The 19,780-nt window shown below is 64.3% G+C and carries 20 protein-coding genes; 9 read left to right on the top strand and 11 right to left on the bottom strand.

Annotated elements, in window-relative coordinates:
- Positions 1–2 precede the first annotated feature (2 nt).
- The 3 genes from MesoLj_RS11055 to MesoLj_RS11045 all read left to right on the top strand — a co-directional run bounded on the left by MesoLj_RS11055 (position 3) and on the right by MesoLj_RS11045 (position 2,997).
- Entirely contained in the window at positions 3–902 is a 900-nt protein-coding gene (locus MesoLj_RS11055; RefSeq protein WP_140771795.1) for a LysR family transcriptional regulator, read from the top strand.
- Positions 903–1,102: 200 nt separating this feature from the next.
- Positions 1,103–1,771 (top strand): DUF1007 family protein, encoded by a 669-nt coding sequence (locus tag MesoLj_RS11050; protein ID WP_140771796.1) that lies wholly within the window; start codon positions 1,103–1,105, stop codon positions 1,769–1,771.
- Complete coding sequence (locus MesoLj_RS11045; protein ID WP_202326008.1) at positions 1,768–2,997, top strand: nickel/cobalt transporter; 1,230 nt, start codon at positions 1,768–1,770, stop codon at positions 2,995–2,997. The genes MesoLj_RS11050 and MesoLj_RS11045 overlap by 4 nt, the downstream gene beginning before the upstream one ends.
- 171 nt (positions 2,998–3,168) lie before the next feature.
- Here MesoLj_RS11045 and denD read toward each other — a convergent pair whose 3' ends face one another.
- The 4 genes from denD to MesoLj_RS11025 all read right to left on the bottom strand — a co-directional run bounded on the left by denD (position 3,169) and on the right by MesoLj_RS11025 (position 6,148).
- Entirely contained in the window at positions 3,169–4,143 is a 975-nt protein-coding gene (gene denD / locus MesoLj_RS11040) for a D-erythronate dehydrogenase (protein WP_202326007.1), read from the bottom strand.
- A gap of 12 nt (positions 4,144–4,155) precedes the next feature.
- The gene (locus MesoLj_RS11035; protein WP_140772773.1) at positions 4,156–4,368 is read right to left on the bottom strand and encodes a hypothetical protein; all 213 of its coding nucleotides are present in this window, start codon (positions 4,366–4,368) and stop codon (positions 4,156–4,158) included.
- Between the two features lie 89 nt (positions 4,369–4,457).
- On the bottom strand, positions 4,458–5,429 hold the full coding sequence (locus tag MesoLj_RS11030; RefSeq protein WP_202326006.1) for a cation diffusion facilitator family transporter: 972 nt from the start codon (positions 5,427–5,429) through the stop codon (positions 4,458–4,460).
- 32 nt (positions 5,430–5,461) lie between these two features.
- Complete coding sequence (locus MesoLj_RS11025) at positions 5,462–6,148, bottom strand: GNAT family N-acetyltransferase (protein WP_202326005.1); 687 nt, start codon at positions 6,146–6,148, stop codon at positions 5,462–5,464.
- Positions 6,149–6,231: 83 nt separating this feature from the next.
- On the opposite strand from MesoLj_RS11025, the gene MesoLj_RS11020 reads away from it, so the two are divergent.
- Positions 6,232–7,416, top strand: a complete 1,185-nt coding sequence (locus MesoLj_RS11020) for a pyridoxal phosphate-dependent aminotransferase (protein WP_202326004.1) — start codon at positions 6,232–6,234, stop codon at positions 7,414–7,416.
- Between the two features lie 151 nt (positions 7,417–7,567).
- Positions 7,568–7,942, top strand: a complete 375-nt coding sequence (locus MesoLj_RS11015) for a YciI family protein (protein ID WP_202326003.1) — start codon at positions 7,568–7,570, stop codon at positions 7,940–7,942.
- Between the two features lie 30 nt (positions 7,943–7,972).
- On the opposite strand, the gene MesoLj_RS11010 is transcribed toward MesoLj_RS11015, so the two are convergent.
- Complete coding sequence (locus MesoLj_RS11010) at positions 7,973–8,728, bottom strand: SDR family oxidoreductase (RefSeq protein WP_202326002.1); 756 nt, start codon at positions 8,726–8,728, stop codon at positions 7,973–7,975.
- Here MesoLj_RS11010 and MesoLj_RS11005 point away from each other — a divergent pair.
- Positions 8,717–8,983: a hypothetical protein gene (locus MesoLj_RS11005; RefSeq protein ID WP_202326001.1), complete on the top strand. Its 267-nt coding sequence runs from the start codon at positions 8,717–8,719 to the stop codon at positions 8,981–8,983. The genes MesoLj_RS11010 and MesoLj_RS11005 overlap by 12 nt on opposite strands.
- Before the next feature lie 33 nt (positions 8,984–9,016).
- Here MesoLj_RS11005 and MesoLj_RS11000 read toward each other — a convergent pair whose 3' ends face one another.
- Together MesoLj_RS11000 and trhO are read right to left on the bottom strand one after the other, a co-directional pair.
- Complete coding sequence (locus tag MesoLj_RS11000) at positions 9,017–9,757, bottom strand: tellurite resistance TerB family protein (RefSeq protein WP_202326000.1); 741 nt, start codon at positions 9,755–9,757, stop codon at positions 9,017–9,019.
- Positions 9,758–9,875: 118 nt separating this feature from the next.
- Positions 9,876–10,805, bottom strand: coding sequence for an oxygen-dependent tRNA uridine(34) hydroxylase TrhO (gene trhO / locus MesoLj_RS10995; protein ID WP_202325999.1), 930 nt, complete (start codon positions 10,803–10,805; stop codon positions 9,876–9,878).
- Between the two features lie 229 nt (positions 10,806–11,034).
- Between trhO and MesoLj_RS10990 the strand changes: the two genes are divergently transcribed.
- Entirely contained in the window at positions 11,035–11,673 is a 639-nt protein-coding gene (locus MesoLj_RS10990; RefSeq protein ID WP_202325998.1) for a 2-dehydro-3-deoxy-phosphogluconate aldolase, read from the top strand.
- A 4-nt stretch (positions 11,674–11,677) separates the two neighbouring features.
- Here MesoLj_RS10990 and MesoLj_RS10985 read toward each other — a convergent pair whose 3' ends face one another.
- The gene (locus MesoLj_RS10985; protein ID WP_202325997.1) at positions 11,678–12,427 is read right to left on the bottom strand and encodes an SDR family NAD(P)-dependent oxidoreductase; all 750 of its coding nucleotides are present in this window, start codon (positions 12,425–12,427) and stop codon (positions 11,678–11,680) included.
- A 130-nt stretch (positions 12,428–12,557) separates the two neighbouring features.
- Here MesoLj_RS10985 and MesoLj_RS10980 point away from each other — a divergent pair, with 130 nt between their 5' ends.
- A complete protein-coding gene (locus MesoLj_RS10980) occupies positions 12,558–13,451 on the top strand; it encodes an AraC family transcriptional regulator (RefSeq protein ID WP_202325996.1) in 894 nt (297 codons plus the stop codon).
- A gap of 102 nt (positions 13,452–13,553) precedes the next feature.
- Here MesoLj_RS10980 and MesoLj_RS10975 read toward each other — a convergent pair whose 3' ends face one another.
- The 3 genes from MesoLj_RS10975 to MesoLj_RS10965 form a co-directional block, all read right to left on the bottom strand.
- Positions 13,554–13,730: a hypothetical protein gene (locus tag MesoLj_RS10975; protein ID WP_202325995.1), complete on the bottom strand. Its 177-nt coding sequence runs from the start codon at positions 13,728–13,730 to the stop codon at positions 13,554–13,556.
- 176 nt (positions 13,731–13,906) lie between these two features.
- On the bottom strand, positions 13,907–15,721 hold the full coding sequence (locus tag MesoLj_RS10970; protein WP_244735343.1) for a DUF882 domain-containing protein: 1,815 nt from the start codon (positions 15,719–15,721) through the stop codon (positions 13,907–13,909).
- Between the two features lie 502 nt (positions 15,722–16,223).
- Positions 16,224–17,750, bottom strand: coding sequence for a sigma-54-dependent transcriptional regulator (locus MesoLj_RS10965; RefSeq protein WP_202325994.1), 1,527 nt, complete (start codon positions 17,748–17,750; stop codon positions 16,224–16,226).
- 172 nt (positions 17,751–17,922) lie between these two features.
- Here MesoLj_RS10965 and MesoLj_RS10960 point away from each other — a divergent pair, with 172 nt between their 5' ends.
- Positions 17,923–19,761: a M3 family oligoendopeptidase gene (locus MesoLj_RS10960; protein ID WP_202325993.1), complete on the top strand. Its 1,839-nt coding sequence runs from the start codon at positions 17,923–17,925 to the stop codon at positions 19,759–19,761.
- Positions 19,762–19,780: the final 19 nt, after the last annotated feature.

Here is a 19,780-nt window from a genome sequence, read left to right as displayed (position 1 = left end):
CCATGGACACACTGACCCGCATGCGCGCCTTCATCGACGTCGTCGAGGCCGAGGGCTTTTCGGCGGCGGCGCGCAAGATCGGCCGCTCCAAGGCGTTGCTGTCGAAATATGTGCGCGAACTGGAAGACGAACTCGGCGCGCTGCTGCTCAACCGCACCACGCGCCAGTTCTCGATGACCGAGGCCGGCCACACCTACTACCGGCGCGCCTCGGAGATCGTGCGCGAGGTCGACAGCCTGGCGGACGCCGTGCGCGAATCCTCCGGCGACGTGCGCGGCAGGATCAAATTGTCGGCGCCGCGCACTTTCGCCGATGCGCCGATCGGCCAGTCGCTGATCGACTTCGCCAAGCAGCACCCCGACATCGTGCTCGACATCCAGCTCGACGACCGCTTCGTCGACCTGGTCGAGGAAGGCTTCGACCTCGCGGTGCGCATCTCGCGCCTGGAGAATTCGTCGCTGATCGCCAGGCGGCTGGCGCCATTCTCGATAAAACTCTGCGCCTCTCCCGAACTGATCGCCAAGCATGGCATGCCGACGCGGCCGCAGGATCTCGGCCACATGCCCTGCATCGTCGACACCAATGGCCGCGGGCTGAACAACTGGCCGTTCAAGGGCGACAACAACGATCAGCTGAGCGTCGCGGTGTCGGGTCCGATCGAGGTCAACAGCCCGATGGCGGCGCGGGCCGCCGCCATTTCCGGACTTGGCTTTTGCATCTTGCCGGATTTCATCGCCGCTCCCGATCTCAAGAGCGGCCAGCTGGTGACGGCGCTCGATGACCGAATCCTGTCGGGCGGCGGCATCTTCGCCGTCTACCCGCACCGCCGCTATCTGCCGGCCAAGGTCCGCGTTTTCGTCGACTTCCTGGTGCAGTGGTTCAGGACGCGTGAGATCGCGTGAGCGGCCTCGAATTCTCGCAGCGTGCCCGTCGTTACCTCAAGACCGCTGCGCACTTTTGGCTGACACGCTTTGAGCTTGGTGCGTGTCATCGTCCCAAAACCGCTGCGCACTTTTGGGTGACACGCACTGGCGGTCCCAATTTCGCCCCCTTTCTGGTGACCTTCGGTTCCTCTCCAAAGCCAAGGGAATCGCGACCGGGAATGCATCTCAAGCGGCACGCAATCACACTGGCTTCGGCCTTGGTGGCGACCTTTGCCGCCACGGGACCGGCTTACGTGCATCCGCACGTCTTCGCCGAGGCGCGGCTCGATGTGATCCTGTCCCCGGATCACCAAAGTGTGAAAGCGCTGCGCCATCTCTGGCGCTTCGACGACCTGTTTTCGAGTACTGTCATGATGGAGTTCGACAAAAACTCGGACCTGAAGCTTGACGACAAGGAGCTGAAGGATGTCGCCGACACCGTCCATGCCTCTCTGGCCGAATTCAACTATTTCCAGCTCGTCACGCAGAACGGCAAGGACGTGACGATGGTGCCGCCTCCACACCTGATGGCCAATTTCGACAACGACCAGCTGATCATCCTGTTCGAGTCCGAACCCAAGGCGCCGATCAAGCTGACCGGCACGATCGACATCGGCGTCTATGATCCGACTTTCTACACGGCGATCGACTTCACCGAGGATTCCAACATCACGGTCGAGGGCCTGCCGTCGAATTGCACCAGCAAGGTGATCCGTCCGGATCCGGATGAGGCCATCAAGGAAAACCAGAAGACACTGACGGATGCCTTCTTCAACGACCCGACAGGCACCGACATGAGCAAGATCTTTGCCACCAAGCTCGAACTGACCTGTCAGCCAGAAGGATGAAGCCGGTGACGAAACCGTCCCTGCGTTTGGCATTCGGCCTGTTGGCCCTCACCTTTGCCGCGATGCATTTCGCCAACGCCGCGCACGCCCAGAGTTCACTCGGCATCGGCGTCAATGACGGTATGGCGCCGACCACCGGTCCGTTCGCCCACATCCTGATGTGGATCAACCTGCGGCAGCAGGAATTCTACCGCGCTCTTGCCGGCGCCATGAAGGCTATGCGCCAGGATGGCAGCAAAATCTGGATCCTGATCGGCCTGTCCTTCGCCTATGGCATTTTCCATGCCGCCGGCCCCGGCCACGGCAAGGCGGTGATCTCGTCCTACATGGTCGCCAATGAAGTGGCGCTGCGGCGCGGCATCCTGTTGTCCTTCGTCTCGGCCCTGCTGCAGGGCCTGACGGCGATCGTGGTCATGCTGCTCGCCTATTTCGTCCTGCGCGGCACCACCATCTCGATGACAGACGCGGCCTGGTTCATGGAGATCATGAGCTTTGCCCTGGTTACCCTGTTCGGCGCCTGGCTGTTGTGGCGCAAGCTCGGCCCTTCCATCCTGCGCCTGTTCGGCCGAGCACCTGCCTACAGTCTTTCCGCGGCTCATGCGGGCCATTCCCATGGGAGCCACTCCCATGCCGGCCATTCGCATGCCGGTCATTCCCACGCCGGCCATTCGCATGCCGCGCACAGCCATTCGGCGCATGCCCGTTCGCACGCGCTGCAGGTGCATGACGATCACAACCATGTTCATGACCATTCGCACGACCATCACGGCCATGGCGCGGATGACCACCATCATGATCACGGCACACACGATCATGGACATCACGACCATGCGGCGGGCGAGGTCTGCGAAACCTGCGGCCACTCGCATGCGCCCGATCCGGCGCTGCTGTCGGGCGATCGCTTCGACTGGCGCACCGCCTGGTCGGCGGTGGCGGCAGTCGGCATCCGCCCCTGCTCCGGCGCGCTGATCGTGCTCAGCTTCGCGCTGCTCAACGGGCTCTGGCTGGGCGGCCTGCTGTCGGTGCTGGCCATGTCGCTGGGCACCGCCATCACCGTCTCGGCGTTGGCGACGCTTGCCGTGACCGCCAAGAACTGGGCGGTGTATTTCGCCGGCGACGGCCGCATGGGCAACCGCATCCACTCGATCGTCGAGATCGGCGGCGCCGCCTTTGTCTTCCTGTTCGGATTGCTGCTTTTGTCGGCGAGCTTAACCGGCAGCGTTTGACCAGTAGCACCCGAAGGGTGTGTTGAGATTCAGGTCAGGCCGTGCCGAGAACGGTTGGTACCGAGAACCGGAGCGGAGCGTACTCAAAGTACGTGAGCACAGTTCTACTGCGACGCAGTAGAACGGGGAAGCGCAGGTATCAGCCGTTCGCAGGCCGGCATCACCTGAATATCAATACACCTTGCCGCCCAGTTCATCCTCGATATGCGCGCGAATGATCTCGTCAAAACTCTTCTCGGCGCTGAAGCCGAGTTCTCGTGAGCGTCTTGCCTCGAAGCGGGTCGGCCAACCCTTGACGATCGCCCAGATCGTCTCGTCTGGCACCTCGCGGATCAGGCCTGCCGTCTTCGGCCCGGCGATGCGCTCCAGCGCCTCGATCTGCTCGCCGACGGTAACGGCGACGCCAGGCATCGTAAGGTTGCGGCGCGGCCCGACGGCGGCACCGTCGATCTCGGCCGCATGGATCAGGAAGTTCACCGCCGAGCGCGGGCTGGCATGGGTGTGCACGACCGAGCGCGGCACCGGCAGGATCGCCTCCTGGCCACTCAACGGCTCGCGGATGATGCCGGAGAAGAAGCCAGAGGCCGCCTTGTTCGGCTTGCCGGGCCGCACGCAGATCGTCGGCAGCCGGATCCCGATACCGTCGAAGAAGCCGCGCCTGGAATAATCGGCCAGCAGCGCCTCGCTCATCTGCTTCTGCGTTCCATAGGAGGTCAGCGGCGTCGGATGGAACTCATCGGGGATGACATCCGGGAACGGCGCGCCGAACACCGCGATCGACGAGGTAAAGACGACGCGCGGCGCAAAACCCGCCAGGCGGACGGCATCGAACAGGGCGCGCGTACCGTCGAGATTGACGCGGTAGCCAAGATCGAAATTCGATTCCGCCTCGCCCGACACGATGCCGGCGAGATGGAAAATGACATCCGGCCGCGACGCCACCAAGCTCTCGGCGGCGCCCGCTTCTGCAAGGTCGCCGGTATGGGTGTCGATGCTCACGCCATCCATGGCCGGGGCCTGCGGTGGCACGATGTCATGCAAATCGAGCGCGGTGATCTTTTTGCCGCGCAGCGTGCCGTCCTTGGCCAGCCTGGCGATGAGCTTGCGGCCGACCATGCCCGCGGCGCCGGTGATCAGAATGCGCATGTCAGATATCCCTTACTTGCCCTGATTTTTGCGCTGGCTGCGCGCGCGCAGCCAGAACACGAGGAAAAACGCCAGCACGAAAACGATGCCGAAGATGCCGGCCAGCACGGTCGAAAAACTGCCGAGTGCCAGCATCACAGTCGGCAGGTAGAAGGCCGCGATGCCGAACAGAAGCATGATCCACAGCGCGGCAATAGCCGCGTTCCTGGTGTCGCGGTCCATCATGCTGCACCGGGACAGCAGGCGTTCGTCGGGCTGGCTTTCAAAGCTATGGAACTCCTGAGGCAAGGCCGATCGATATCAACGGATCGAACCTAGTGGTGGTGGTCGTGATGCGGGGCCGCATCGTGCCCATGATCGTGGTCATCGCCCTCGTCGGCGCATTGGCCGAATTCCGGTTCCACGGTGGCATGGCTGATGCCGTGCTCGCTGGCAAGCCGCTTCTTTATGGTGCTGACCGCCTGATGCGCGTCGACGCCCTCGTCGAGGCAGGCATGCAGTGTGGCCATGTTGCTTGAGCCGTCGATGGACCAGATATGCATATGGTGCACTTCGCGCACGCCTTTCACCGTTACCGCGAGATCACTGGCGATGAGATCCCGGTCGAGGCTTGGCGGCACGCCCTCCAGCAGCACGTGCGCTGCGGCGCGCATCAGCGACCATGCCGTCGACAGGATCAGCAGCGAGACCAGCACCGACAGGATCGGGTCGATCGGCGTCCAGCCGGTCGCCAGGATCACCAATGCCGCCACGATTGCCGCCGCCGAGCCGAGCAGGTCGCCCATTACATGCAGGATGGCGCCGCGCATGTTGAGGCTCTCGCGGTCGCCGCCATGCAGCACCAGGAAGGAGGCGATATTGACCAGGAGGCCAAGGATCGCCACCACCAGCATTGGGCCGCCCAGCACCGGCGCAGGCATTTGCAGGCGCCTCCATGCCTCGTAGACGATCCACAGCGCGATGACGAAGATGGCGATGCCGTTGGTGTAGGCCACCAGGGTCTTGACCCGGCCGAAACCGTAGGTGAGTTGGCCGGTCGCCGGCCGCCCCGCAAGATGGAAGGCATACCAGGCAAGGCCAAGCGCGATGGCGTCGGCAAGCATGTGGCCGGCATCGGCCAGCAGCGCCAGCGACCCGGTGAAGAGGCCGCCAAGCGCTTCCGCCACCATGAACCCTGCCGTCAGGCAGGCCGCGACCAGCACACGCTTCTTGTCGGTAGAGCCATGCACGTGACCGGCACCGCCATGATCATGGCCGCCGTGGTCGTGGGAATGGGTATGCGCCAAATGGCAAACTCCCGTTGAGCCCCGAAATCAGCTCACGCCCCGAACGCCGAGCGAAAATCCTCGAGCCGCCGCTTCTGCTGGCCGTCGCCATCGAAATTGGCCGGATCGAGCCACGCCTCATAGGCCTTGCGAAGGGCCGGCCATTCCTTGTCGATGATCGAATACCATGCGGTGTCGCGGTTTTCACCCTTGACGATGAGGTGCTGGCGGAAAATGCCCTCGAACTTGAAGCCGAACCGCTCCGCGGCGCGCTTCGACGGTTCGTTGCGGTTGTTGCATTTCCATTCGTAGCGGCGATAGCCAAGATCGTCGAAGACGTATTTCATGAACAGGAACTGCGCTTCCGTCGCGCCCGGCTTGCGCGAGATCAGCGGCCCCCAATAGATGTTGCCGATCTCGATGACCCCGTAAGCGGGATCGATGCGCATCAATGTCTGGCGTCCGGCGACCTTGCCGCTGGCCTTGTCGATGACGGCAAAGAACAGCGGGTCCTCGCTGGCCTCGACCTTATCCAGCCATGGCTGGAAGGCTGCGCGGGTTTCCGGCGGATAGTCGGGCAGCCAGGCGAAGCGGCCGTCGACATCGGACACGGAAGACGCCTCATAGAGCCCATCACCGTGCCTTGCGGCGCTCAGCGGTTCAAGCCGGACATAGCGACCGTCGATCGCCTTGCGCTCCGGACGCGGGCGTGGCTGCCAATTCGCGAGATTTTCCGACACCGAAGACTCCAATCCGTTTGACTTTTGCGGGCCGAAGCTCACAAAAACACGACCTCACAGCAAGAACCACATGGACGGGAAAAATGCTCCACACGATTTCGGCCTTCGACCGTCTCGGCGAGGAAAATGCCTTCGCGGTGCTCGCGAGGGCGACCGCACTTACCCAACAGGGCCGCGACATCGTCAATCTCGGCATCGGCCAGCCGGACTTCAAGACGCCACAGCATATCGTCGAGGCTGCGATCAAGGCACTGCGTGACGGCCATCACGGCTACACACCCGCCAACGGGCTTCTGGCAACGCGCGAAGCGGTGGTTCGCCGCACGCTGACCACCACGGGCGTCGAGGTCTCGCCCGAGACGGTGATGATCCTGCCCGGCGGCAAGCCGACCATGTTCGCCGCCATCCTGATGTTCGGCGAACCCGGCGCGGAGATCCTCTATCCGGATCCCGGTTTTCCCATTTACCGCTCGATGATCGAATTCACCGGTGCCGCCCCCATTCCCGTGCCGATGCGCGAGGAAAACGGCTTTGCCTTCTCGGCGGAAGAAACGCTGGCGCTGATCACCCCGAAGACCAGGCTCTTGATCCTCAACTCGCCGGCCAACCCGACCGGCGGCGTCACGCCGCGTGCCGAGATCGAAAAGCTGGTCAAGGGACTGGAGAAGCATCCTGATGTCGCGATCCTCTCCGACGAGATCTACGACGTCATGACCTATGACGGCGAGACGCATTGCTCGCTGCTCGGCTATCCCGAGATCCGCGATCGGCTGATCGTGCTCAATGGCTGGTCCAAGACATGGGCGATGACCGGGTGGCGCATGGGCTGGTCGATCTGGCCGAACGGCGACAAGGGCGCGCATCTCTACGACAAGGTGCGCAAGCTGGCGGTCAATTGCTGGTCCTGCGTCAACGCGCCGAGCCAGTTCGCCGGCATCGCCGCCATCGACAGCCCGCAGGACGACGTCGACACCATGATGCGCGCCTTCGACCGCCGCAGGAAGGTCGTGGTCGAGGGACTGAACGCTCTGCCAAACATTTCCTGCATCACGCCCAAGGGCGCATTCTACGCCTTCCCCAACGTGTCGAAGACCGGCTGGAAGGCAAAGAAGCTCGCCTCCGCTTTGCTCGACGACGCCGGCGTGGCGCTGATCGGCGGCCCCGATTTCGGCATTCTCGGCGAAGGCTATGTCAGGCTCTCCTACGCCAATTCCGAGGAGAACATCTTGCGCGCGCTGGAGCGGATCGGGGCGTTCCTGGCCAAGTAGGCCTCAAAGCAGGCCGGAGCCATTTTCGGATGGTTTGCGGCCGGCCGCCATGTCGATGTCATGATCCGTCCGGAGGCTCACGGCCAAGACTGTGCGTCCATGTCGGGAACGGTTACGGTCCTGAGATCAGGATCGAACCGGGATGCCCTAGATGTTTTATGCAATCCTTGCCTATCACGTGGAAGACGCAATCAAGGCGCTGACGCCGCAAGAAGATGCGGCGCTGATGGCCGAGCTGTTCAAGATCAACACCCGGCTTCATGAGGAAGGCACGCTTGGACCGTCCGCGCGTCTGGGAGCGACACAGGATGCCTGCACCTTGCGCGGCCCTGGCGACGGCGTGATCATCGACGGCCCGTTCGCCGAAACCAAGGAACAGTTGCTCGGCCTCTATGTCGTCGACTGCGCCACGCGGGACGAGGCAATCGCCATCGCCCGCGACCTTCGCCGCGTCAATCCGACCGCCGTCTACGAGATCAGGCCCATTCTGCTCTTCAAGCCCGGCGTACCGCTGGCGGGAAAATGAAGCGGCGAAAGCCCTGCCGGTGCCCGCCGCTCAACCACGCCCGACGAACGGCATCTTGGTCGCCATCACGGTCATGAACAGCACATTGGCGTCGAGCGGCAGGCTCGCCATGTGCACGACGGCGTCGGCGACGCGCTGGACGTCCATCACCGCTTCGGCGGCGATGGAGCCGTTGGCCTGCGGCACGCCGACGGTCATCGGCTGCGCCATGTCGGTCAGCGCGTTGCCGATGTCGATCTGGCCGCAAGCGACGTCATAGGGTCGCCCGTCGAGCGCCAGCGTCTTCGTCAGTCCTGTGATGGCATGCTTGGTCGCCGTATAGGGCACCGAGCCCGGGCGCGGCGCATAGGCTGACACAGAGCCGTTGTTGATGATGCGGCCGCCCATCGGCCGCTGCTTGCGCATGGCGCCGAAGGCGGCGCGGGCGCACAGGAACGAACCGGTGAGATTGACGCCGACGATATCATTCCAGACCTCGACCGGGATCTCGTCGATCGGCGTCGACTTGTAACCCATGCCGGCATTGTTGAAGAGCAGGTCGACACGGCCGAAGGCCTCCGCCACCGTCTCGAACAGATCGTCGACCTCGCCGGCCTTGCTGATGTCGCAGGCGACCGCCAAAGCCCTGGCCTCGGTCCGGCCGGCCTCGGCGATGGCGGCATCCAGCACCGACTTGCGGCGTCCGCAGAACACGGTGTTCCAGCCGGTCTTGAGCAGCGCCGTGGCAACGCTCTTGCCGATACCCGTCCCGGCGCCGGTGACGATGGCGGTTTTTTGCTCGGTCATGACAGATATCCTCCGGCCGCGCCGCGCGTGCCTGATTTTCAGGGATTTTGCTCGGCAGAAGGCATCGCAAATGACGGCAGCGATGGCAAGCGCGGCCGCCAGGGCATGCCCTTGAAAAAGTGGAATCCGTTTTCGGAGAAAGCCCGGCAGGGGCCGACAAAAAGGGCGGTCATTGGCGACCGCCCTGATCTGAACCGGGCTTGGGAGGAGGAAAAGCCGATCCGACTATGTAGAATCATGCGCTTCCTGAGTTAACGAAAGGTAAACGGCTCTCTGTGCCGTTTTGGCCTACCAGCGCGGGTTGGGCGAGGTGCCTGCCTTGCCAGCCGGAACCTTGGCCGCCGAAACCGTCGCCTCGACATGGTCGACCAGCGCGTCCGGCAAACCGAGCCGGCCGGCCAGCAGGTCGAGATAGCCGCGCTCGGCGCGTGTATCGGGATCGATGGTGAGCCGCGATGCGGTGTAGAGTTCGAGCTTCTGCGCGTCGGTCTGGGCACCCGCGACCAGCGTGTCGAGGTCGAGCGGGCTTTCCAGCTCCGCCATCAGGAATTTCTCGGCATCGGTGCCGATCCCCGCAAGGCTGAGCTTGCCGGCGATCTTCTTGCGCTCCTCGTCGTCGACATGGCCGTCGGCCTTGGCCGCCGAGATCATCGCGCGGACCAGCGTCAGCGTGAACTCATCCTCGCCTTGCGGCGCCTGCGAAGGGTGGAAGGCGGTGTCCTTGGGCGGCGGCAGCAATTCCGGTTCGCCGGCCGCGGGCGCCTGCTCCGGAGCATTGCCGGCCTTGTAGTTCTGGTAGGCCTTGTAGGCGAGACCGCCGATCGCGGCCAGGCCACCGAGCCTTACCGCCGTGCCTGTCACCTGACGACCGGCGCCGGTTCCAAGCAGCACGGCCGCGAGCGCGCCGGCCGCAAGCGGATTGTCCTTGGCCATCTGCACGGCCTGGCCAGCCTTGTCGCGGACGGTGCCGCTGGTGCCGGGAATTTGCGAGCCGAGCAGATCGTCGAGAAGCTTCTTGGGATCGAACATTCAGTGCCTCCAGCATGTGCCCGGCCGAACGGGCAGGTTTCGAACGCCGAAGACGTAGGTCCCGGGACTTGACATTGCAATGACAGGCCGCCGCTTTGCCGCGGCTCCGGAGCCTCATTCAGGACCCGATATGCGGCCCCTTGCCCCGCACCTCGGCAAGCTCGACCTGCCGCTGGCGCTCGGCATAACGCTGACGGTCCTCGTCCGACCGGGCATCGAAGCAATGCGGGCACGAGACACCGGCCGCATATTTCGGCGACGCCAGCTCGCTTGCCGTCAGCGGATGGCGGCAAGCACGGCAGAGTTCGGCGTCTCCCTCGGCGAGGCCGTGCGAAACGGAAACCCGCTCGTCGAAGACGAAGCACTCGCCTTGCCAAAGGCTCTGCTCGGCCGGAACCTCCTCGAGATATTTGAGAATGCCGCCCTTGAGGTGGAACACGTCCTCGAAGCCGAGCGACTTGACATAGGCCGTCGCCTTTTCGCAGCGAATGCCGCCGGTGCAGAACATCGCCACCTTGCGGCCTTCGAGCTCGGCTCGATGCGCTTCCACCCAGGCCGGGAATTCGCGAAAGCTCGCGGTCGCCGGATCGACCGCGCCCTTGAAGGTGCCGATCGAAACCTCGTAGGCGTTGCGCGTGTCGATGACGATCGTGTCGGGCTCGGAAATCAGCGCGTTCCAATCCGCCGGTGCCACATAGGTGCCGGCGCTCGTCGCCGGGTCGATGGTCTCGATGCCCATGGTGACGATCTCGCGCTTCAGCCGCACCTTCATGCGGTGGAAGGGCATTTCCGCGGCGCCGCTATACTTGACCTCGAGGCCCGCCAGCCCGTCGATGGCTTCGATATGATCGATCAGTTCGGCGATCGCTGCTTCGCTGCCCGCGACCGTGCCGTTGATGCCTTCATGCGCCAGGAGCAGCGTGCCCTTGATGCCCCGGCCGCAGCAGAAGGCGGCGAGCGGCGCGCGCAGTTCGTCAAAGGCATCGAGCCGGGCAAACCGGTAGAGCGCGGCGACGCGGACGGGGTGGGATGGTGTGGACGGTGTCATTGCCAGAGCAACTAGACGCTCGTAAATGCTGTTTCAAGGTGAAACGGGCTTTGGCGCCTGTCATGGCCCTGTCGGGGAAGAGCCGATAAGCTGTCCGACAGCGCGTGACATCGCGACGCGACCGGTTTCGTGGACAGGCAAACACCCGTCTGCTAATCGGTTGAAATGAACCAGGAGCGCGCTACGCCGAGACGGATTCATGCGACGCGCTTAGGATACGGAGAGACAGATGCCCAGCAAGACCGAACAACTCCTGTCGCTCCTCAATGGCCAGCCGGTCATACCGGTGCTGAAGATCGCCAATGTTGCCGATGCGGTGCCGCTGGCCCGCGCCCTGGCACGTGGCGGCCTGCCGGCGATCGAGATCACTCTGAGGACCGCCGATGCGTTGGAAGCGATCCGCCGCGTTGCGGCCGAAGTCGAGGACGCCATTGTCGGCGCCGGCACCATTCTCGACGCCCGCCAGTTCGGTGAAGCGGCGGCGGCTGGATCGAAATTCATTGTCAGCCCCGGCATCACCAGCCAGCTTCTGGCCGCGGCGAAAGACAGCGCCGTCCCGTTGCTGCCCGGCGCCATCACGCCCGGCGAGATCATGGCCGCGCGCGAGGCTGGCCTGCGCTTCCTGAAATTCTTCCCGGCCGAGCAGTCCGGCGGCATCGCTTCGCTGAAGGCCTTCGCCTCGCCGCTCGCCGACGTCAAATTCTGCCCGACCGGCGGCATCACCGGCAAGAATGCCGCCGATTATCTCAGCCTGCCCAATGTCATCTGCGTCGGCGGCTCCTGGGTCGCGCCCGACGACATGGTCAAGGCGGGCAAGTGGGACGAGATCGAAGCGCTTGCACGTGAAGCGAGCAAGCTCAGGAAATAACCGATCACCAGGGCAGCGGACCGTTCTCATCGAAATACCCACCGGTGGGCCCGCCCGCCTGCAGCGTCGCCAATTGCACGATGATCCCGGCAGCCTGCTGCACCGTACGCCCGCCGCTATGCGCATTGAGGTCCGTCGCGGTGTAGCCCGGAGCGGCGGCGTTGACCATGATGCCGCGCGGCGAGAGCTCCCGGGCGAAGGCCACGGTGATGGCATTGAGCGCTGTTTTCGAGCTGCCATAACCCATGACATTGGGCGACTGACTGTTGCCGGCGGCGCGCGCGATCGAGCCGAGAGAGCTGCTGACCATGACGATGCGGGCGGCGGGCGATGCCAAGAGCAGCGGCAGGAATGCCTGGGTGACGCGAACCGGGCCGAAGACGTTGACGTCATAGGTGGCCTTCATATCGGCGACATCCTCGCGGCTCGGGGGCCGTTCGTAGCGGCCGTCCGGTCCCAGCGCGTCGACATAGCCGGGGGCAATGCCGGCATTGTTTACCAGCGCGTCGAGGCTGGATAGCTGTGCTGTCAGGGCCTTGGCCGCGGCCGCCACGCTGTCGTCGCTGGCGACGTCCAGCTCGAGCCATTCGACGTCGAGCCCGTCGTTGCGCAGCGCCTTCGCCGCGGCCTCCCCGCGCCCGGCATCGCGGGCGCCGAGCCAGACCTTGAACCCTTTTGTCGCCAGCCGGCGAGCGGTCTCGAGGCCGATACCCTTGTTGGCGCCGGTGACCAGCGCATTCCTCTGCGTCGTCATATCGATGTCTCCTTCTTTGGTGACCTAGAGATGACGTGCCTCGGCCGGTTTCGCGCGCCGGATACTCGCGTCCTCTTGCCTAATCCTCTCAACCAGTTGCGCGGGCCGCCCGGATCGGCAATGCTGAAGAATGGAAGAGGTTTTGCAGGAATTGATCGGCATCGCCGGCCGCCATGCGCATGGGCGGCGCACGAAAACGGCGATCCCGCGCGTCACGATCGGCCGCAGCGAGGTTGCGACCCCGCCGCTGCCCGAGCTTTGCCAACCGACGGCGCTGTTCGTGCTGCAGGGGACCAAGACGGTACTGATCGGCGACCGCACGCTTCGCTATGGCGCCGGCAGCTATTTCATCTATGCGGTGGAGACGCCGGCCACCAGCCAACTGATCGAGGCGAGCAGCGCCCGTCCCTACACGGCCATCGCCTTCGCTCTCGATGTCGGTCTGATCGCCGCCCTGATCATCGACCACAAGCCGGCGGTCGACGGCGACGGCTTCGTGACCAACCGGGCCGATGACGAACTGCTCGATGCATGGCGCCGCATGCTGCGGCTGCTCGACCGCCCAACCGAAATCCCCGTGCTCGCGCCCATGCTCGAGCGCGAGATCGCATTCCGCTTGCTGCAAGGTCCGCAAGGGGCGAAGTTGCGGCAGCTCGCGCACGCTGATGGCCGCCTGTCACAGATACGCCGCGCCACCGCCTGGATACGAGCACACTACAACGAACCCATCGATGTGACGGAGCTGGCCGAACTGGCGCATATGAGCAATGCCTCGTTCCATCGCCATTTCAAGGCGGCGACCGCCATGAGCCCGATCCAGTATCAGAAGCAGGTGCGTCTGCTGGAGGCTCGTCATCTGCTGATCGCGGAGCCGGGCAGCGCCACGCGTGTCGCCTTTGCCGTCGGCTATGAAAGCGCTTCCCAGTTCAGCCGGGAATATGCGCGCCATTTCGGATTACCGCCGGCGCGCGACGCAGCGCGGCTTCTGGCCAGGGGCGAAGCAGCCACGATGGAAATCGACTAAAGCGCTCGGAACCAAGCGTAAGCGCTGCGTCAGCTGGCACATGAAAAGCCCGGCCGACTCTCGTCGACCGGGCCAATTCTCCCGGATCCCAGCGGTTCCGGATCAGCGGCAGACCTTGACCTTCTCGGTCACCCTGTGATGGTGCACCCAATGCGTGACCAGCTTGGTCCTGCAGTGATGCTTGCCATTCTTGATGATCACGGTTTCGGCTTGCGATGGAACGATCGCGGCAGATGCTGCAACCAATGCCAGAACGGATGCCAGTAGAATTTTCTTCATGAATATCCCCAGGGTTGGAACGTACCCATGCTAACCCGCAAACAGCCAGGCCGTTCCGGCCTCACGAGAAGTTCAGCCGCGCGTGATCCGCGGGGTTCGCGCCTCACGCATCACGCCCGGACAGCAAAAAGCCGCGCTGGTCGCCCGGCGCGGCTTTGTCTCGTCTGGCCAGCAGGCTATTTCGTCTGGAAGCGGGCCACCGACATGAACTTGACAGCGTTGCCCGTGAACCGGTTGGCGTCGGCCACCTGGTTGCTCGGCTGGAAGCCGGCCGTATAGACCTCGCTCGGCGGCGTATGCACGATGTTGTAGGCGTAGCCCGGCGCCGTCGTCGCACTCGAAGCGGTGGCGACGTTCTCGCCGCTGGTCAGCGCCCAACGGGCGGCCTGGGGCGCTGCTGCGACCACCATGGCCCTGGGGCCGGGCTTCTGGTCACGGGCGGTGGCCCTGGCTTCCTTGCGGGTCGTCTTCACGCCGGCGCCGATCGCGGCGGCCGGATCGGAACCGGCCGGGCGGGCGGCAACCGCCTGGCGTGGCGATGCGGCATCGACACCTGATGGATCGTTGAAGGCCGAGCGCGGTTCTTCCGACAGCGACGCAACCTTGTATTCGTCGGCATTGCCGACCTGGGCATTGGCCTCGTCCAGCACGGCCTTGACGGCGTCCGGCTTGGCCGGCTCGGGACGCGCCGTCGGCAGCACCGAGAACGCATCGGACGCGGTCTTGCCCTGTTCGGCCGTATCCGCCAGCGCCATCAGCACATCCTTGCTGGGCGGCGGTGCGAGATCGGCCGGAAGCGTGCGTTCGGGACGCCACGTCGGCAAGGGGATGTTGTTGACGGCAACCTGCGCCGGATCGGCCGCCGCGGCCGCCGCCGTCACAGTGGTGGGATCAGCCTTGCTGAACGGCATGTTCGCCGGCGCCTGCGCGGTCGCCACGGCCTGTTCGGTGGTCGCAGTCGCGTCCGCCATGGCGAACGGAACATTCTCAGGCTGCGCACCGACATCGGCCTTCGGCCGCGGCGCGAAATCGGGCAGCGGAATCTCCTTGGCCGGCAGCGCGGCGATGATCGTTTCCGGCGTGTCCTTCACCGGTTCCGGAGCCTGCTCGTCGGCAATCTGCGGGATGTTGGCGCGCTGCGCGTTCTCGGGCGCGACGATGGCGATGCCCGGCAGGTTGCTGCTCTTGGCGGTCGCGGCCGGCTTCAGGTTTCTAGGCTTGGGCGCAGGGGCAGCCGAAGCGGTCTCGACGTCGGCGCTGTCGTCGGCTTCATCGTCGCCGCCACCGCCGAAGAAGGCGGAGAGGAAGCCACCGGACTTCTTGCCGCTGCCGCCGGCGCTCGCAAGCTCGACATTGGGCGTACCGGCACCCTTGCGCGCCTTGTAGGCGGCCATTGCCTGCTCATAGCCCGGCAGCGGCCGGCCGTCGCTCGGCACATGCAGGGTCTTGCCGTTGGGGAACAGGCTGACCAGTTCCTGCCGGCTGATGCCGGGCCAGTGGCGCACATTGCCGACATCCATATGGACGAACGGCGAACCGGAGGTCGGATAGTAGCCGACGCCGCCGCCCTGCATCTTCAGGCCGATGTTGCGCAGCTTCTTCAGCGGCACGCCGGGAATGTAGAAATCCATCGCCTTGCCGAGCATGTGCTGGCTCTTCTCGGCGACACCGCGGCTGCGGCTGCGCAGCATCGAGTTGGTCGACGGGGAACGGTAGCCGCAGACGACCTGGATATAGTCGGTGGCGCCGCTTTCGCGATATGCCTCCCAGACCAGGTCCAGCAGGCGCGGATCCATCTTGGTCGGCTCGTTGCGGCGCCAGTCGCGCAGGATGATGTTGATCTTCCTCAGGCCCTCCGGATCGTAGCGGCCATTGCGCTTGTAGACGATCTCCGCCTTCTCGTGCGTGTGGAGGTGGTAGAGCTTCAGCGAACGAACTTCGGCCTGGGCGCCGGTGGCGGCCGCGGCAACAAAACCAAAAGCGACAATCACCGCTGCCAGCCATCTCGGCCAGACGCTCAGATGATGATGCCGCCCGTTTGTGAGTCGTTCGATTCTGTTCAAATCAAAAGGCCTTGCAGGCTGCCGTTTGTCCCCGGATTTGCCCAAACGGACGTGTGGTTTTCACATCCGAATATCAATCCTAATGGTTAATCATCGCTTATTGAAGCCGAAATGCGGTAACACCATGGCGATATCCCGTCAAAAATTGTTCACAAGGTTTCTTGGTAAACCGCTGGTTTAGATCAGGATTCCGGCTTTTGACAGAACACGATCTGTTACCATTAGCCTTAATGCGTGAACAGAGCTGTCCACGGGCTTGCCATATTCCGGCCGAACCCCGCTGACAGCGGGACAAACTCTGGCATCGCAAGCTGGTCCCGGCCTTGCGTCCGATGCATGTTGCCCAAACGTGGCCTCGGTTTCGGGGCGAATGACATGCACGGGAACATGGCCTGACACGCGGCGGCTATCCGGTTCGGCGCGATGCGATTTAGGACGCCAGCCGTTCCACGCGGCCGGTCTCCGGGTCGATGCCGTATTCCTTGAGCTTGCGGTAAAGCGTCGAACGGCCGATGCCGAGGCGGCGCGCGACTTCGCTCATCTGGCCGTTGTAATGGTCGATGGCAAGCTTGATCATCTCGAGTTCGACGTCGGCGAGCGCCCGCACATTGCCGCGTTCATCGAGCGCCCGCAGGGTGCCGAAGCGAGGCTGAAGCCGGGGGGGCAGTTCGGCCTCGGCCATCGAGGCTGCCTCGCCGGCCAGGATATCATCGTCGCGAGGTTCCAGCGGCGGTGGCGTGGCGACATCCGTTTCGAGATTGACGGTACCTTCGACCTGCGCCCGGATCTGTGGAAAATCATCGACATCGAGCACGTCGCCTTCACACAGCACCGAAGCGCGGAAGACGGCGTTCTCCAGCTGCCGGATGTTGCCGGGCCAGTCATAGGCCTGCAGCACGGCAAGTGCCGGCGTCGAAATGCCTTGCAGGCGATGGCGCGGGTCGGCCGGTGCCACCTTCTCCATGAAATGCGTGACCAGGTGCGGAATGTCGTCGCGGCGGTCGCGCAGCGGCGGCACGAAGATCGGATAGACATTCAGCCGGTAGAACAGATCCTCGCGGAACTTGCCGTCCTTGACCTGCTGCAGGAGGTTGCGGTGCGTCGCCGAAATCAGCCTTATGTCGACCTTGACGGTCGAGCGGCCGCCGACCGGATCGACCTCGCCCTCCTGCACGGCGCGCAACAGCTTGACCTGGACGTCGAGTGGCAAGTCGCCGATCTCGTCGAGGAAGAGCGTGCCCGTATGCGCTTCGACGAACTTGCCGGTGTGCTTGTCGGTGGCGCCGGTGAACGAGCCCTTCTCGTGGCCGAACAGGATCGATTCGACCAGATTGTCGGGGATGGCGCCGCAATTGACGGTGACGAAAGGCTTCGAGCGGCGGTCGCCGCTGCCCTGGATGGCGCGTGCCACCAGCTCCTTGCCGACGCCGGATTCGCCTTCGATCAGGATCGGGATGTTGGAGGCGGCCGCTTTCTGGCCAAGCCGTATCACCCTGTCCATGGCCGGGCTGTGGGTGATCATGTCCCTGAAGGTCAGCAGTCCGCCGCGCCTGCGCGATGTGCGCTTGACCTCGCCCTCGACCGCTTCGACCTTGAGCGCGTTGGCGATCGACGCCTGCAACCTGTCGGGCGAGGCCGGCTTGACGACGAAATCGAAGGCGCCATGGCGCATCGCCGACACAACGGTTTCGATGCCGCCCTGGGCGGTCTGGACGATGACCGGGACGGTGATGTCGCGTTCACGCATCGCCTGCAGCACGCCGATGCCGTCGAGGCCGGGCATGACCAGATCGAGGATCACCACCGAAACGTCGCGGGCCGTTGGCCCGTCGAGCACTTCGAGGCCGGCGGCACCGCCGTCGACGACGATCGCCGGGTGGCCGAAGCGCGTCACCGCGGCCTCGAGCAGCCGGCGCTGCACGGGATCGTCATCGACTATGAGTATGGAACCTGTCATGACTGTCTTGATTTGCCCGCGCCCGAAATCCCCATGGATCATCTTGGCACAGGGTTCTAAACAAGGTTTCAAAAAACCCGGTGAACGAATTCCTTAGGATTTGACCGGCTTCTCCATTCTCCCCGATTCTGGCCACTTGATTCTGACCCCGTGATTCACAGAAGGTATGTCGATGCGCATGATGTTTGGTCGGCGGCTTGCGGCACCAGCGTCCGGTCAGGGCGCGGCCGAGCTTGGCGATCTGCCGGAATGGAACCTTGCCGACCTCTATGCCGGCATGGAAGCCCCGGAACTGAAGCGTGACATCGCCAGGGCCGCCGCCGACGCGATCGCTTTCGAGACCCGCTGGAAGGGTACGCTCGCGGCCGAGGCCGGGCGCGGCAACGCCGGCAAGCTGGGCGAGGCACTGGTGGCCTACGAGGCGCTGGAGGAACTGATCGGGCGCATCGTCTCCTATGCCGGCCTGGTCTACGCCGGCAACACCGCCGACCCCCAGCGCGCCAAGCTCTATGGCGACATCCAGGAGAGGATGACCGACGCCAGTGCGCATCTTCTGTTCTTCGCGCTCGAACTGAACCTGATCGATGACGCCGCGATCGAAAGCGCGCTCGCCGGCGATCCCGCTTTCGGCCACTACCGGCCCTGGGTGCTCGACCTGCGCATGGACAAGCCCTACCAGCTCGAGGATCGAGTCGAGCAGCTTTTCCATGAGAAGTCGATCACTGGACGCGGCGCCTGGAACCGCCTGTTCGACGAGACGATGACCGACCTTCGCTTCGACATCGATGGCGAGGAATTGACACTGGAGCCGGCGCTCAACCGTTTGCAGGATGCCGACGGCGAGGTGCGCCGCCGCGCCGCCGAGGCGCTGGCCGCGACCTTCCGCAAGAATTTGCGCACCTTCACGCTGATCACCAACACGCTGGCCAAGGACAAGGAAATATCCGACCGCTGGCGCGGCTTCGAGGACATCGCGGATTCACGCCATCTCGCCAACCGTGTCGAGCGCGGCGTGGTCGATGCGCTCGCCGCCGCGGTGCGCGAGGCCTATCCGCGCCTGTCGCACCGCTACTACGCCATGAAGGCGCGGTGGCTCGGCATGGAGGTGATGAACCACTGGGATCGCAACGCACCACTGCCGGAGACGCCGCAAGCGGTGATCGGCTGGGACGAGGCCAGGAACACCGTGCTGTCCGCCTATCAGAGCTTCTCGCCCGAGATGGCCGAGATCGCGCGCACCTTCTTCGACCGCAACTGGATCGACGCCCCGGTAAGGCCCGGCAAGTCGCCTGGCGCCTTTGCCCATCCGACCGTGCCGTCGGCGCACCCCTATGTGCTGCTCAACTACATGGGCAAGCCGCGCGATGTGATGACGCTGGCGCATGAGCTCGGCCACGGCGTGCATCAGGTGCTGGCCGCCGGCCAGGGCGCGCTGATGGCCTCGACGCCGCTGACGCTGGCCGAGACCGCTTCCGTGTTCGGCGAGATGCTGACCTTCCGCTCGCTTCTCGAGCGGACCACCGACAGGCGTGGGCGCAAGGCCATGCTCGCCCAGAAGGTCGAGGACATGATCAACACGGTGGTGCGCCAGATCGCCTTCTACGAATTCGAGCGCAAGGTGCATGCCGAGCGCCGCAACGGCGAACTGACGTCCGACAGGCTCGGCCAGTTCTGGCTGGAAGTGCAGGCCGAAAGCCTGGGGCCCGCGATCAAGCTGCGCGAAGGCTACGAGGTCTTCTGGACCTACATCCCGCACTTCATCCATTCGCCCTTCTATGTCTATGCCTATGCTTTCGGCGACTGCCTGGTGAACTCGCTCTACGCCGTCTACCAGAATGCCGAGCGCGGCTTCCAGGACAAGTATTTCGAGATGCTGCGCGCCGGCGGCACAAAGCATCATTCGCAGCTTCTGGCGCCCTTCGGCCTCGACGCCACCGATCCCGCCTTCTGGCAGATCGGGCTTGGCGTGATCAGCGGCCTGATCGACGAACTGGAATCCCTCGACAGCTGAGACGCGTCTCGCATCGGCA

This window comes from Mesorhizobium sp. 113-3-9 (assembly GCF_016756515.1).
Taxonomy (GTDB): Bacteria; Pseudomonadota; Alphaproteobacteria; order Rhizobiales; family Rhizobiaceae; genus Mesorhizobium.
This window is presented reverse-complemented; position numbering and strand designations above follow the sequence as displayed.